The organism is Xanthomonas vasicola pv. musacearum NCPPB 4379, assembly GCF_000277895.2.
GTDB classification, from domain to species: domain Bacteria; phylum Pseudomonadota; class Gammaproteobacteria; order Xanthomonadales; family Xanthomonadaceae; genus Xanthomonas; species Xanthomonas vasicola.
This window is the reverse complement of the sequence record NZ_CP034655.1, coordinates 1,204,579-1,217,323: the sequence shown is the minus strand read 5'-3', so window position 1 is coordinate 1,217,323 and position 12,745 is coordinate 1,204,579. Positions and strand designations below refer to the sequence as shown.

At 63.4% G+C, this 12,745-nt stretch carries 16 protein-coding genes, 1 tRNA gene and 1 other RNA gene; 5 read left to right on the top strand and 13 right to left on the bottom strand.

Features of this window, described 5'->3' with window-relative positions:
- Nucleotides 1-98: 98 nt before the first annotated feature.
- From KWO_RS05725 to KWO_RS05695, 7 genes are all read right to left on the bottom strand, one after another.
- Nucleotides 99-548: a molybdenum cofactor biosynthesis protein MoaE gene (locus KWO_RS05725; RefSeq protein WP_010363305.1), complete on the bottom strand. Its 450-nt coding sequence runs from the start codon at nucleotides 546-548 to the stop codon at nucleotides 99-101.
- A complete protein-coding gene (gene moaD / locus KWO_RS05720; protein WP_010363303.1) occupies nucleotides 545-790 on the bottom strand; it encodes a molybdopterin converting factor subunit 1 in 246 nt (81 codons plus the stop codon). Before moaD ends, KWO_RS05725 begins: the two co-directional genes overlap by 4 nt.
- Nucleotides 787-1,284 carry a cyclic pyranopterin monophosphate synthase MoaC gene (gene moaC / locus KWO_RS05715; protein ID WP_010376802.1) on the bottom strand — a complete coding sequence of 166 codons (498 nt, stop codon included), beginning with the start codon at nucleotides 1,282-1,284 and terminating at the stop codon, nucleotides 787-789. The genes moaD and moaC overlap by 4 nt, the downstream gene beginning before the upstream one ends.
- 170 nt (nucleotides 1,285-1,454) lie before the next feature.
- Nucleotides 1,455-1,658 carry a nuclear transport factor 2 family protein gene (locus KWO_RS22895; protein WP_026112200.1) on the bottom strand — a complete coding sequence of 68 codons (204 nt, stop codon included), beginning with the start codon at nucleotides 1,656-1,658 and terminating at the stop codon, nucleotides 1,455-1,457.
- Entirely contained in the window at nucleotides 1,655-2,686 is a 1,032-nt protein-coding gene (gene moaA / locus KWO_RS05705) for a GTP 3',8-cyclase MoaA (RefSeq protein WP_010376800.1), read from the bottom strand. The genes KWO_RS22895 and moaA overlap by 4 nt, the downstream gene beginning before the upstream one ends.
- On the bottom strand, nucleotides 2,686-3,435 hold the full coding sequence (locus KWO_RS05700; protein ID WP_010363296.1) for an MBL fold metallo-hydrolase: 750 nt from the start codon (nucleotides 3,433-3,435) through the stop codon (nucleotides 2,686-2,688). The genes moaA and KWO_RS05700 overlap by 1 nt, the downstream gene beginning before the upstream one ends.
- The gene (locus KWO_RS05695; RefSeq protein WP_010363294.1) at nucleotides 3,435-4,184 is read right to left on the bottom strand and encodes a 3-deoxy-D-manno-octulosonic acid kinase; all 750 of its coding nucleotides are present in this window, start codon (nucleotides 4,182-4,184) and stop codon (nucleotides 3,435-3,437) included. The genes KWO_RS05700 and KWO_RS05695 overlap by 1 nt, the downstream gene beginning before the upstream one ends.
- Nucleotides 4,185-4,204: 20 nt before the next feature.
- Here KWO_RS05695 and KWO_RS05690 point away from each other — a divergent pair, with 20 nt between their 5' ends.
- Nucleotides 4,205-5,254: a glycosyltransferase family 9 protein gene (locus tag KWO_RS05690; RefSeq protein WP_010363292.1), complete on the top strand. Its 1,050-nt coding sequence runs from the start codon at nucleotides 4,205-4,207 to the stop codon at nucleotides 5,252-5,254.
- 265 nt (nucleotides 5,255-5,519) lie between these two features.
- Nucleotides 5,520-6,283 (top strand): IS5 family transposase gene (locus KWO_RS05685; protein WP_106888033.1). Its coding sequence is split into 2 segments (ribosomal slippage): nucleotides 5,520-5,835 and nucleotides 5,835-6,283, totalling 765 coding nucleotides; the frame shifts between segments, so codons are not numbered across the junction.
- Between the two features lie 148 nt (nucleotides 6,284-6,431).
- Here KWO_RS05685 and KWO_RS05680 read toward each other — a convergent pair.
- Nucleotides 6,432-6,836: a DUF6165 family protein gene (locus KWO_RS05680; RefSeq protein WP_010368496.1), complete on the bottom strand. Its 405-nt coding sequence runs from the start codon at nucleotides 6,834-6,836 to the stop codon at nucleotides 6,432-6,434.
- A 258-nt stretch (nucleotides 6,837-7,094) separates the two neighbouring features.
- Nucleotides 7,095-7,185 (bottom strand) — tRNA-Ser (locus KWO_RS05675).
- A 195-nt stretch (nucleotides 7,186-7,380) separates the two neighbouring features.
- On the opposite strand from KWO_RS05675, the gene KWO_RS05670 reads away from it, so the two are divergent.
- The gene (locus tag KWO_RS05670) at nucleotides 7,381-8,085 is read left to right on the top strand and encodes a PP2C family protein-serine/threonine phosphatase (protein ID WP_010378358.1); all 705 of its coding nucleotides are present in this window, start codon (nucleotides 7,381-7,383) and stop codon (nucleotides 8,083-8,085) included.
- A 303-nt stretch (nucleotides 8,086-8,388) separates the two neighbouring features.
- Here the strand turns inward: KWO_RS05670 and KWO_RS05665 are convergent.
- From KWO_RS05665 to KWO_RS05650, 4 genes are all read right to left on the bottom strand, one after another.
- Nucleotides 8,389-8,464: non-coding RNA, sX9 sRNA (locus KWO_RS05665), on the bottom strand.
- A gap of 61 nt (nucleotides 8,465-8,525) precedes the next feature.
- Nucleotides 8,526-9,260, bottom strand: coding sequence for a DNA polymerase III subunit epsilon (gene dnaQ, locus KWO_RS05660; RefSeq protein ID WP_010368502.1), 735 nt, complete (start codon nucleotides 9,258-9,260; stop codon nucleotides 8,526-8,528).
- An 8-nt stretch (nucleotides 9,261-9,268) separates the two neighbouring features.
- A complete protein-coding gene (rnhA, locus tag KWO_RS05655; RefSeq protein WP_010368505.1) occupies nucleotides 9,269-9,721 on the bottom strand; it encodes a ribonuclease HI in 453 nt (150 codons plus the stop codon).
- Between the two features lie 28 nt (nucleotides 9,722-9,749).
- On the bottom strand, nucleotides 9,750-10,406 hold the full coding sequence (locus KWO_RS05650; protein WP_010368507.1) for a hypothetical protein: 657 nt from the start codon (nucleotides 10,404-10,406) through the stop codon (nucleotides 9,750-9,752).
- Nucleotides 10,407-10,418: 12 nt separating this feature from the next.
- On the opposite strand from KWO_RS05650, the gene gloB reads away from it, so the two are divergent.
- Both gloB and KWO_RS05640 read left to right on the top strand, forming a co-directional pair.
- Nucleotides 10,419-11,186 (top strand): hydroxyacylglutathione hydrolase, encoded by a 768-nt coding sequence (gene gloB / locus KWO_RS05645; protein WP_010368508.1) that lies wholly within the window; start codon nucleotides 10,419-10,421, stop codon nucleotides 11,184-11,186.
- Nucleotides 11,183-12,358, top strand: a complete 1,176-nt coding sequence (locus tag KWO_RS05640; RefSeq protein ID WP_017112895.1) for a transglycosylase SLT domain-containing protein — start codon at nucleotides 11,183-11,185, stop codon at nucleotides 12,356-12,358. Before gloB ends, KWO_RS05640 begins: the two co-directional genes overlap by 4 nt.
- Nucleotides 12,359-12,745: the final 387 nt, after the last annotated feature.

Here is a 12,745-nt window from a genome sequence, read left to right as displayed (position 1 = left end):
GCGTCTCCCACAGCGCGCTGCGGGCGCCGAGGTCAACCGGCAGGGACATCACCTAATCTCCCAGATGTTCCCTCGCACCACTTGATCGCAAGCGTGCATTACTGCGGCTGCGACTCCGGATGCAGCCAGCCCGCATCACCTTCCAGGTAATGCTCGTGCTTCCAGATCGGCACGCGTGTCTTGACCTCATCAATGATGTAGCGGCATGCATCGAATGCGGCGCCACGATGTGCCGCACTGACACCGACCCACACCGCCATGTCGCCGATGCGCAGCTCGCCCACGCGGTGCACGCAGTGCGCATGCACGATGGCGAACCGCTGCATTGCTTCGTCAAGAACGCGCTGCCCTTCCGCCTGCGCGAGCGCGGCGTAGGCTTCGTAGCGCAATCCGGCCACGCCGCGGCCTTCGTTGTGATTGCGCACCCAGCCTTCGAAACTGGCGAACGCGCCGGCATGCGGGTGCTCCGCGCCGGCACGCAGATGATCGACCGGCAATGGCACGTCGGAAAGCGCAAAGATCGCTGCACGCTGCTCGCTCACGCTCAACCTCCCGACACCGGTGGAATAAACACCACTTCGCTGCCATCGCGCACCACATCCTCCCAGCGCGCGAATGCACCATCCACGGCCACACGCAACTGGGCAGGCGTCCAGCGCAGGCCATGCCGTGCTTCGAGTTCTGCGTATAGGCTACGCAAATCCTGCGCGCCGGTCTGCACAAGCTCGTCGGCGATGCCTGCGGCCTCGCGCAGGCTGGCGAAATACAGCACCGTCACCGTGGCGGTCATTGCCCCGCTCCGATATCGCGTTTGCCGCCGCGCTTGGACACCAGCTTGGTCGGGCCGATGCTCATGCTGTGCGATAACGCCTTGCACATGTCATAGACCGTCAACGCAGCCACGCTGGCACCAGTGAGCGCTTCCATTTCCACACCGGTGCGATGCACGCAGCGCACCGTGCACCGGATATCCAGCACTTGCTCGTCCGCCCAATCAATTTCGAAACGACACGCATCGATCGGTAGCGGATGGCAGAACGGAATCAATTCGTGTGTGCGCTTGACCGCCATGGTGCCGGCGATCACCGCGGTCTCCACGATGCCGCCCTTGGCGCTGCGCAAGCCATTGGCGCGCAGCTGTGCGGCCACGGCAGCCGGAAAGCGCACTCGGCTTTCTGCGGTAGCGCTCCGGACGGTGACCGCCTTGTCCGAGACATCCACCATGGTGGGAAGCCCGGCATCGTCTAGGTGGGTCAGGCGCGCGGAAGGGGATTTTGCAGGCATGGGAAGCGACGCGAAGACAGGCAATCAGGATGCGGCATTCTCGGTGAACAGGGTGCCTTGATGGAACAGCAGCTGCCAGCCAGCAGCGTTATTGCGCCACAACGAACTGCGCAAAGCCTGCCGCTCCCCCTGACGGCGATCTATCGAGCGCCAGCTGCACGCATTCGAAGTCATCTGCCTGGTACTCGGCTCCAACACCGGTGCGCGCAGGGCGCGATCACCTCGCTACGCGTGTAGCGACGGCCTGAGGCATCGAACTCGACAAACGCCGGATCGAGCAGTGCTTCCAACAGCTGCACATCGGTACGCAGCTGCGGCTCGAGCAGACGCAGTTCCAGCGTGCGTGGCTGCACCAGCAGCGCGCCCTCGCTCATCCGCCTATCAAGAACATCTCGACCGGCTTGCCAAGCCGTGGCACCGAGGCGCGCACTTCGCTGTAGCGGTCGCCACGCATGCTCCAGCGCTGCCGCAGATGCGTCGCCAGTGCAGGCTCGCCATCGGCCAGTGCCGGTTTGAGGTCATGACCCTGGCTGGCGAACAGGCAGGTATACAGATGCCCGTCGGCAGAGACGCGCGCACGCTGGCAATCGCCGCAGAACGGCACGCTGACCGAGCTGACAAAGCCCACCTCGCCAGCGCCATCCGCAAACGCATGCCGCTGCGCCACTTCACCGGTGTAATTGGCGTCCAACGCCACCAACGGCCAACGCGCGTGGATGCGTTCGTGCAGTTGCGCTGAAGTCACCACCGCATCCGGCGTCCAGCCATTGCAGCTACCCACATCCATGAATTCGATAAAGCGCAGCACGTGTCCGGTGCCGCGGAAGTGTTCCACCAGCGGTAGCACCTGATCTTCGTTGATGCCACGCTGCACGACGCAATTGATCTTCAGCCGCTGGAAACCGGCCAGCTCGGCGGCGGCAATGCCAGCCAGCACCTGCGCAATCTCGCCGCGATCTCCACTCATGCGCCTGAACAATGCTGGTTCCAGCGCATCCATGCTGACGGTGATGCGGCGCAGCCCCGCCTGCCGCAGCGCAACGGCCTGGCGGGCAAGCAAGGTGCCGTTGGTGGTGAGCGCCAGATCTTCGATGCCCTCGATCGCGCCCAAGCGCGCAATCAGGCTCGGTAGGTCGCGACGCAGCAGCGGCTCACCGCCGGTCAGGCGCACCTTGGTCACACCGACCGAGACGAAGGCACGCACCAGGGTTTCCAGTTGATCGAAACTCAACCGCTGCTGTGAGTCGAAGCCGTAATCGTCGGGCACACGATCGGCGGGCATGCAGTACCCGCAGCGGAAATTGCAGGCTTCGATCACCGACAGGCGCAGATCGCGCAACGGGCGGCCATAGCGGTCCTGCATCGGCGCCGTGAGAAGATCCGGCAGCAGCAAGGCGCCCATCAGGTCGCCGTCGCAGCGGTCGGGTTCGCCAGCGCGAGGTATTGCCCGGGTACGGCAACGCGGTGGCCACGTGCACGCAGCACATCGCCGTCGGCGTCGCTGGCGTAGTGGTACAGCAGCATGCGGCTCAACAGGTCCTGCGGGTATTCCCGCTCCAAGTCTTCCACGCCAGTATGCGACGGGTTGCCGTGAACGCCGCAGTCATGTGCGATGAGCTCGCTATCGTCCGCATAACGCTTCAGCATTTCCGGAATGGGCCGGGTATCGCCGGTCCAGACCAGCGCGCCCTTCAAACGCAAGCCGTAGGCCGTCTCCGGCCAGTGGTGGCGTACCGGGAACACCTCCAGCCGCACGCCGTCGTGCCAGAACGCATCGCCGACCGGCACCAGCTGGAATGCATCCCAGAAGTTTGCTCCGCCCTCGGCCAGCACATTCGGGTAATCGGCGATGCGCCGTTGCAGCAGCGGCACAACCGGCGCCGGCACGTACAGGCGCGTGCGCCCGCGGCGCTCGGAGAAATAGCTGTCGACGAACACCCGTTCCAGCCCACCGACATGGTCCAGATGCACATGGGTGATGAAGATCGCCTGCGGCAACTTGCCGTACTGGGCCTGATAGGCCGTCAGCCCCTCGCTGCCGCAATCGATGGTCAGCCATGGCGCTCCGGCGCGTTCGATCGTAGCCATTGGCGAGCCAAGCGCCACCGCCGACGCATTGCCGACTCCTTGCACCCGCAAGGCCCAGTCCATCAGTAGCCCCGGCCCCAGGCCAGTTCGTAGGCGCGATGCAGGCGCTCGTAGTCCTTGTCGACGTCCTCGCGGCTGCGTTTGGCGCGCAGCTTCAGCAGCGAACGATGCAGGCGCTTGAGATTGCGCTCGCGCCAGCGCGTGGCCGGAATGCGCAGCACGCCGCGGTCGAAATCGATCAACCAGCCATGCCCGCCGGCATCGAACAGGATGTTGTGCGCGTTGAGATCGGCGTGATCCAGGCCGGCACGATGGAAGCGCGCGATCAATTGCCCGGTTGCCTCCCACGGCGCGCCGCGGCCGGCCACCTGGGCGTGATCGGCCAATGAGCGCACGTTTTCCAGCCGTTCCATCAACAGCGCAGCGCGATAGCCCATGCCTTCGCGCAGGTAGCAGGCGGCCAACGGACGCGGCACCGGCAACTTGCGTTGGATCAGTTCGCGCATCAGCCGAAACTCGGCAAAACTGCGCGTGCGCCCTGCCCCTTTCCATAGATAGCGATCGCGACTCACACGTGCGGCCATGCCGCCACGCAAGTATTGCCGCAACACGCTGTGGCCGAACGGCGCATCCACAAACCACGCACCGCCACGACCGCCTTCGTCCACCGGCCGTGCCCTGTCGCCCCACGATTGCGGCGAAAACAGGCTGGGATCAGCTTGCCGCAGCCGTTCGCGGTCGAACAGAATGGCACCATACCCGCGACCTTCGCGGTACGGCGCCAGCGCTTCGGTGGCATCGAAAGAAACCATCTGTCGAGTCTAACAACACCATGGCTGTAACGCCCGCATCGCTGTGTTTGCTGCGCTTGTCCGCCCTGGGCGACATCACGCATGTGGTGCCGCTGGTGCGCACGCTGCAGGCCGGGTTTCCGGCAAGCGAGCTGCATTGGATCATCGACAAGGCCGGGCTGAAATTGCTCGACGGCCTGCCCGGCGTGTACTTCCATGCCTACGACAAACGCAGCGGCGTAGCCGGCATGCGCGCGCTACGTCAGTCGCTGGCACCGCTGGGGCGCTTCGATGCCTTGCTGCAAATGCAGGTGGCCTTTCGCGCCAATGTGCTGTCGGCCTTCGTGCCGGCGCGGCGACGCATCGGCTACGACCGCAGTCGCTCCAAGGACCTGCATGGCCTGTTTGTCAACGAGCGCATCGCCGACTGCCCCGGCATCCATGTGCTCGACGCCATCGGCAGCTTTGCCGAGCCGCTGGGCCTGCGCCAGACCCAGGTGCGCTGGGATCTGCCTGTGCCCGATGAGGCGCATGCCTGGGCACGCGCGCAATGGGACGACGATGGCCGCCCGGTGCTGATGATTTCGCCGTGCTCCAGTCACGCGCGTCGCAACTGGTATCCCGATCGCCATGCCGCACTTGCCGATCACGCCGCCGCGCAAGGCTGGCGAGTGGTGCTGTGCGGTGGCCGCAGCGACCTGGAGCGCAGCACCGCCGATGCCATCGTCGCTGCCGCACGCACGCCGGTACTGGATCTGGTCGGCAAGGACACGCTCAAACAACTGCCTGCCCTGCTCGCGCGTGCGGACCTGGTGGTCACGCCGGATTCCGGGCCGATGCATATTGCCAACGCGATGGGTACCAAGGTGCTGGGCCTGCATGCGGCCAGCAACCCGCTGCGCAGCGGCCCGTATTCGGACGTGCGCTATTGCGTGGACCGTTACGACGCAGCCGCATGCAAGTTCCTGCACAAGCCTGCCGACCAGCTGAGCTGGGGAACAAAGATCGAATTCGACGACGTGATGTCGCTGATCACCGTGGACGATGCAATCGCTGCCTTCGAGCGTTATCGCACCGATCATCCGCGCTGACGATTGGCGACCGGCGATCGATCGCAGCCCGAACACAACGCGCTTAGTGCGGCAGGCGACGTATCCAGCACTGCGATGCATTCGCTAGTGAATCGAGCAAGACTGACCAGAGGAGTTGCCGGGCGGGTGTGGACGAAGCGCTCAGATCTAGAGTGAACGCGCAGCACTTGCCACCTCCAGGCACCGATGCGTTCGCCTTACGGCCGTGCAGTGCTTTCACTAGGGCCTGTTAACACTAATGGCTCGGGCGATTAAACTATTGGACATGGAGATCACGCCAGCACAATTTGCCCTCATCGAACATTGCTTACCTGCGCAGCGCGGCAATGTCAGCATGACCAATCTGCAGGTGGTCAACGCCATCCTTTACGTCGCAGAGCACGGCTGCAAATGGCGCGGTCTGCCCAAGCGCTTTGGCAACTGGCATACGGTGTACACACGCATGAACCGTTGGGCTAAGTCCGGTGTGCTGGATCGGATGTTCGCCCAATTGCAGACCTGCCAGATCGTGCGCATCAAAATCGAAGCGGTCTCGCTGGACTCCACCAGCATCAAGGTGCATCCGGATGGCACTGGCGCATTAAAAAAAACGGCCCACAGGCGATTGGCAAATCCCGCGGCGGATGGAACACCAAGATTCATATGGTTGCCGCAGATGCTCGAACAGCCATCACGTTCGGATTGACGCCTGGCAACGCACATGACGCACCAGCAGGCCGGGCATTGCTTGAACATTTGGGGCAAGTGAAGCGGCCGATTCATCTGCTAATGGATCGCGCTTACGAAGGCAATGAAACCCGCCAGCTGGCGCTCGATCTTGGTTTCGTGCCGGTCGTCCCACCCAAGTCCAATCGGGTCCATCCTTGGGAGCACGACCAACACATGTACAAGCGGCGCAACGAAGTGGAGAGGCTGTTCCGTCGCTTGAAGGGCTACCGCCGGATTTTCACGCGCTTTGAGAAGCTGGACGTCATGTTCCTTGGATTCCTCAGCTTTGTGCTCACCGTTGATGGGCTTCGGATGTGTTAACAGGCCCTAGCAGCGCTGAATCTCCTCGGCAGTCAGGCGTCGGCAAGTTGCAGCGGCTCCCCGAACTGATGCCGTGACAGCCAGCAAATGCGATTCCTGCATAACTCGCGCTGTTCAGGCCACCCGCGCAATCAACCCGTTAACGCGCTCAGGCGCCGGTAGCGCGATAGTCCTGATAAGACTTTTCTTCCACGTACGAAGAACCCAGCGCGAGGTTGATCTCTTTCTTGATGCGCGCACGCTCGTCGTTTTCGATATACACGCTGCGCGCGAGTTGCACGAAGCTGTCGTCGAAGGTCTGCGCCTGTTCCTTGAGGCGGATGTCGTCCTCGATCACCCACAGCCGCTCATTGACGGCCTTGAGTTCGGCGCGCAGGCGCACGATGTCGTGGCCGGCGGCTGGATGCGCCATCCAGCTGGTTTCTAGCGCAGACAGTTCATTGCGCACATTGGTCAACTTGGCCGCATCGCTCATGCGCTCGGACTTGATCTGCAGGATCGCGATCTTGTCGAGCAGCTCACCAAAGGACACGGGCACCAGGATCTCGGACATGACAGGCCTCCAACGGGGATCGGGCGGATTGTAGTCATCGCCGCGGCGGGCGATTGCCACACACATAAACAAAAGCCCCCTTGCGGGGGCTGATGCGAATCTGGCGACAGAGGGAGATTCACTCGGCACTGTGTGCCTTCGCCCTGCGGGCGGCTTCGCCGTGCAGACAGCTTTGCTGCCTGTCGAACCCCGGGCTTCTCACCCCCCAATGCTGCCGGCGAAACTCACGCGGCACTGGCACAACTGCTCGCCTCAATCTGGCGGAGAGGGGGGGATTCGAACCCCCGAGGCGCTATAAACGCCTGCCTGATTTCGAGTCAGGTACATTCAACCGCTCTGCCACCTCTCCAGATGGTCCCCAGTGTCCTGGGGCCGTGCATCATACGGGCACACGGCCCCAGCTACAAGCGGCCCGGGCCGGCGCCAACTGGGTCAGCGCTCGCCCAGGCGTGAACAGGCACTGCGGCGCCCATGCGTGGTGTGTTGCCGCTGACCAGCCGGGCCGCGATGATGGTGGTGCATCTTCTCTTTGGCGACCGGTCCCATGCTCGAATTCGGACACCTCACCCACGTCGGCCTGCGCCGTGACCTCAACGAGGACACCTATTACGGCGACAGCGAACTGGGATTGTGGCTGGTGGCCGACGGCATGGGCGGGCATGCCTGCGGTGAAGTGGCCAGCGCACTGGCACGCGAAACCATCGTGCGGGAAATCCGCGCCGGCACCCCGCTGGCCCAGGCAGTGCGCATCGCCGACGAAGAGATCATCAAGACCTCGCGCCGCTGCAACGACACCTTGCCAATGGGCACCACGGTGGTGGCCGCACGCGTGCTGGGTCAGCGTTTCGAAGTGGCGTGGGTTGGCGACAGCCGCGCGTATCTATGGCGCGATGGCCGGCTGGCCCAGCTGAGCCAGGATCACAGCTATGTGCAGGAACTCATCGCCCAAGGCACGCTCACCAGCGAGCAGGCGCGCGCGCATCCGCATCGTAACGTGGTGACCCAGGCACTCGGCGTGACCGACCCGGTACATCTGAATGTCGCCGCCATGCAGGGCGAGCTCAAATCCGGCATGCAGCTGCTGCTGTGCAGCGACGGCCTGACCGAAGAAGTGGACGATGCCGCCATCGCAGCCACCTTGGCGCAGGCCGATTGCAGTGCACAGGAATGCGTGGAATGCCTGGTCGCCGCCGCACTGGATGGTAGCGGTTCGGACAACATCACAGCGATTCTGGTGCGTAGTTACTGACGTTGCGACATGCCGAAATGCGTGCCTTGCAAATGCGCGCAGCGAATGAGCGGATCGCGAAAGACTACTTCAGCAAACGCGATTGCCTGCCGCATGCGGTCAAAAAATCACCATCGCTTACCACGCTTTGCCAGCTTATCTGACGGTAAGCGAAATCATGACTTGCGTGACCCATTCACACGTAGCCATTTACCCACTACGCCGCCTACGCAGCAGCCATCACTGCAGCAGACAGCGTAGATGCAAACAGACGCCGCCGCTCTTTATCCAACGGCGGCACAACCGCGCAAAACGCCTTAGATCGGCTGACAAAATGCAGTAACCAATCGGCAGGTGGGCGTAGAAAGCACGCAAGGACCGCAGTGCACATGTAGTACATGCATCACCAAGCACCGGCCGCGCCCGCCCGGCGGTGAGCGCAGCCGTTGTGTTAGCCGCGCTCAGCCAGCAACAGCGACTTCCTCGACCGGCGGATCCCACAACGCACGCCCAGCCTTCTTGCGCAGCTGCGCCAGGCGCGCCTCATGCGCCTGCGATTCGGAGGCGGTCACCGCAACGCGTGGACGCGGCAACAGCAGCGCCGGGTCGAACGCGATCATGCCGCTCGCACTGTTGGTCTGCTGGCCCGCGTCGGCGCTGGCAAACCCGATTTCCTCCTGACCCGAGGTCAGCGCGATATACACATCGGCCAGGATCTGCGCATCGAGCAAGGCGCCGTGCAACTGGCGATGCGAGTTGTCCACGCCTAGACGCTTGCACAAGGCATCCAACGAGTTGCGCTGCCCCGGATAGCGCTCGCGCGCCATCATCAACGTATCGACCACCGTGGCGCGTTCGACGATGCGACCGTAGTTATCGCCCAGCAGCGACAGCTCGTTATCCAGAAAACCCAGGTCGAACGCGGCGTTGTGGATGATCAGTTCCGCGCCGTCGATGTAGGCGAGAAATTCGTCCACCACCTCACCGAACAACGGCTTATCGGCCAGAAATTCCAGGGTCAGCCCGGTCACTTCCTGCGCGCCGGGTTCGAAGTCGCAATCGGGCTTCAGATAGCGATGGAAGTTATTGCCGCTCGGGCGCCGCTCCAGCAGCTCTACCGCACCGATTTCGACGACGCGGTTGCCCTTGCGCCATTCCAGGCCGGTGGTTTCGGTATCGAGAATGATCTGCCGCATGTGTCCTCTTACGATGTTGCACGGCCATCGCGCTGGGCGGTGGCCTGATTGCGGGCGAGCACGTCGACGCGCTCGTTGTCCGGGTCGCCATTGTGGCCTCTCACCCAGCGCCAATCGATGCTGTGGCGTTGCGTAGCCGCGTGCAGCCGCTCCCACAATTCGCGATTCTTGACCGGATCGCCGCCGGCGGTTTTCCAATTGCGCCGCACCCAGCCCGGCATCCACTCGGTGATGCCCTGGCGAACGTACTGCGAGTCGGTATGCAACACGATCTGGCACGGCTCGGTCAGCGTTTCCAGCGCCATGATCGCCGCCATCAACTCCATGCGGTTGTTGGTGGAAACGGCTTCGCCGCCGGCCAGCTCCTTTTCGCGCCCGTTGTAACGCAACAGGGCCGCCCAACCACCCGGCCCGGGATTGCCAAGGCAGGAGCCATCGGTATGCACTTCAATTGATTTCATCAGGTTCCAGAGTTGCAACGTAAACGGGTTAAATCGTTGCCACCGGTTGCGGCCAGCGGGCTGGCAGCGCAATCGGTGTCGGGCCGATCGCAGCAGCGGCGCGTTTTTCCACTTCCAGCAAATACACCGCGCGCCAGGGTGCACGGCCGGGATCGGTGGACTCGCCACCGGTGCGCCAGATCGGCCCAAGGTAGCGTTCCGCTTGCACGCTCTGCAGACCGGCACGTTGCGCCAACAGGCGCCAGCGATCCGGCCGCAGCGCCACCGGTCCACGCCGCGCCCAGCGGAAACGGTAGGGGCTCATCGGATTGAGCGTGAACAACAACAGCCGGCCGCCGGGCATCAGCAGCCGCTCGCATTCGGCCAAAAAGTCCGCCGCCCCGCCAACCACCGCATGCTGCACCACGATCGCCTGCAGGCTTTCGGTTGGCAGCGGAAACGGCATCGCACAGCGCGCATCGCCGGCGAAGCGCCCGGCACTGCGATGCAGCCGCAGACCACGCCCCTGCAGCGACTCGCGCGGGGGCAATTCGGTCGTCGGGGTCAGCCACAACCAGGGTTGCGACGGACGTGTCTGCAGCGCCTCCAGCGCCAAACGACGCTCCAGCTGAAGCAGGCTGCGCCCTGCACCGGTTTCAAACCAGGATGAGACACCAGCTTGACGGGAGAATGGCGGGGCAGGCATGGTCCCAATTCTATGCGACTGATCGCCCTGCCCGCATTCGACGACAACTACATTTGGGCGCTGGTCGCTGCAGATGGCCGCGCCATCATCGTCGACCCTGGGCAGGCAGCGCCGGTGATAGCCGCCGCAGAGCGCGAAGGCCTCATTCCCAGCGCCGTCCTGCTGACCCACCACCATGGCGACCACATCGGGGGCGTGGCCGAGCTCCAGCAGCGTTGGCCTGACCTGGAGCTATTCGGCTCGGCCGACGAACGCATCCCGGAAACTGCGCAGGAAGTGGGTCATGGCGAACGTTTGAGCCTGCTTGATGTCGATTTTCAGGTCCTCGAAGTGCCCGGCCACACGCGCAACCACATCGCCTTCGTGACAGACAGTCATCTGTTCAGCGGTGACACCCTGTTCAGCCTAGGCTGTGGGCGGATGTTCGAAGGTACCGCTCCTCAGATGTTTGACTCGTTGCAGCGCCTTGCCTCTCTGCCCGGCGAAACGCTTGTGTGTTGTGGCCACGAATACACCTTGGCCAACGCGGCGTTCGCGCTGCACGTCGATCCCACCAACGCTGCCTTGCAGCGCCGTCAACAGGAAGCCCAGGCCATGCGTCATGCAGCCCGTCCTACCCTGCCGATTTCGCTCAAGAGTGAACTGGCCACCAATCCGTTCTTGCGCACCAACCGTCCCGAGATTCGCGCCGCAGTGGCACCGCGCGCAGCCGGCGCACTTTCCTCCGAAGTTGATATTTTCGCCGAACTTCGGCGCTGGAAAGACGAATTTCGCGCATGAGGCGCCTGGTTTTAGCAGTGCTGGCCGCCTGTTCGGCTATTGCACCGGCAGCCGCTTCGCCCAACGACGCAAGCTCCACAACCGCAAGCAGCGCCGCCGCGCAGACCAGCGCACCCGGCATACGCAACGGGCGGGAGATTTTCTCGTCGTTCCTTGAGGGCCGTGCCGACCCAGGCTGCGACAGCGCACATAGCGATACCCGGTGGGAACAGCATTTTTCACGCGCCCCCGCGCGCCTGGTCGACGATGCGCAGGATGTCTTGCCACTGTTCGGTTACGTGGTCGATGAGCTGCGCAAAGCCGACATGCCCACCGAATTTGCGCTGATTCCGTTCGTCGAAAGCGGCTACCGCCCCGGCGCCCGCAACGGCAACGGCCCTGCTGGCTTATGGCAATTCGTCACCACCACCGCGCGCAACCACCAAGTGTCGGTTGGCGCGCAGTACGACGGACGCCTGTCGGCGGTGGATTCCACCACTGCGGCGGTGCGCTACCTCAAAACCCTCTACGGCATGTTTGGCGGCGACTGGCGCCTGGCGCTGATGGCCTACAACGCCGGCGAGTACCGGGTACTGCAGGCAATGCGCAGCGCCGGGATGAACGCGCAGAACGCACGCCCGTCCGAATTACCAGGCATGTCCAAGGTCACCTACGACTACGTGGAAAAACTGCACGCGCTCGCCTGCGTGCTCGATCACGCGCAGCAGCAGGGCAACCTGTTGACCTCGCTGGATCGTCCGGTGCCCGTCCTCACCGAACATGCGCTGCCGGCGGGCACCAGCCTCAATACCTGGGCTGGGCAGCGCGCAATCGAGCCGCAACTGCTCGCCCGCCTGAATCCCGCCCTTGCCGGCGCACGCGCAGCGCCGCACGGTGTGCATGTCCTGGCTCCGATTGCACCGGCGCAACCCGGTTCTAGCAGCGCCGTGGCTGCATCCGTCGATGTGGGACGTGACGTCGGTAATGACTCCGCGCCGACCGTCGTTGCCTCGGCAGCCGGCAAAGCGTCGACCTTGCCAACGCGCACCCACACCGTGCGCAATGGCGAATCGGCCTGGGCCATCGCACGCCGCTATGGCGTCACCGTGACGACGTTGCTCACTAGCAACGGCCTGGACAAGAGCGCCATTCTGAAGCCTGGCATGGTGCTTTCGTTCGACGATTCGCCTTAATTCGAATGCGCCTAAGTTGTATGCCCTAAGTTTCAGCGCGCATTAGCACGCTGCAGTGCGGTGCAAGCAGGCGACCGGCAGCGTGATCGCGTCGATCGTGAACTCTGCGCAGCGCACTTGCTTTCTTGTAAGGCCACTTCTGTGCCGGGTGACAGATTCCGAGAGCCACTGGATTCGAAAGCAACGCAGTTAGCCCTTGTCTAACGCCTAGCGCGCGTCACTCCAAAGAATCGACTTGGTCACTGCACTTGCAAGCGAAGCTTCGGCAACAATCAAAGTCTGCATTTTTCTAGACAGCACGAGCCATAACGTTGAGGACGCTCACTGCTGAATCAGCCCGCATCGCACCCAGCTGATACAGCTGTTGCAGAGCACCGCACGAAACCC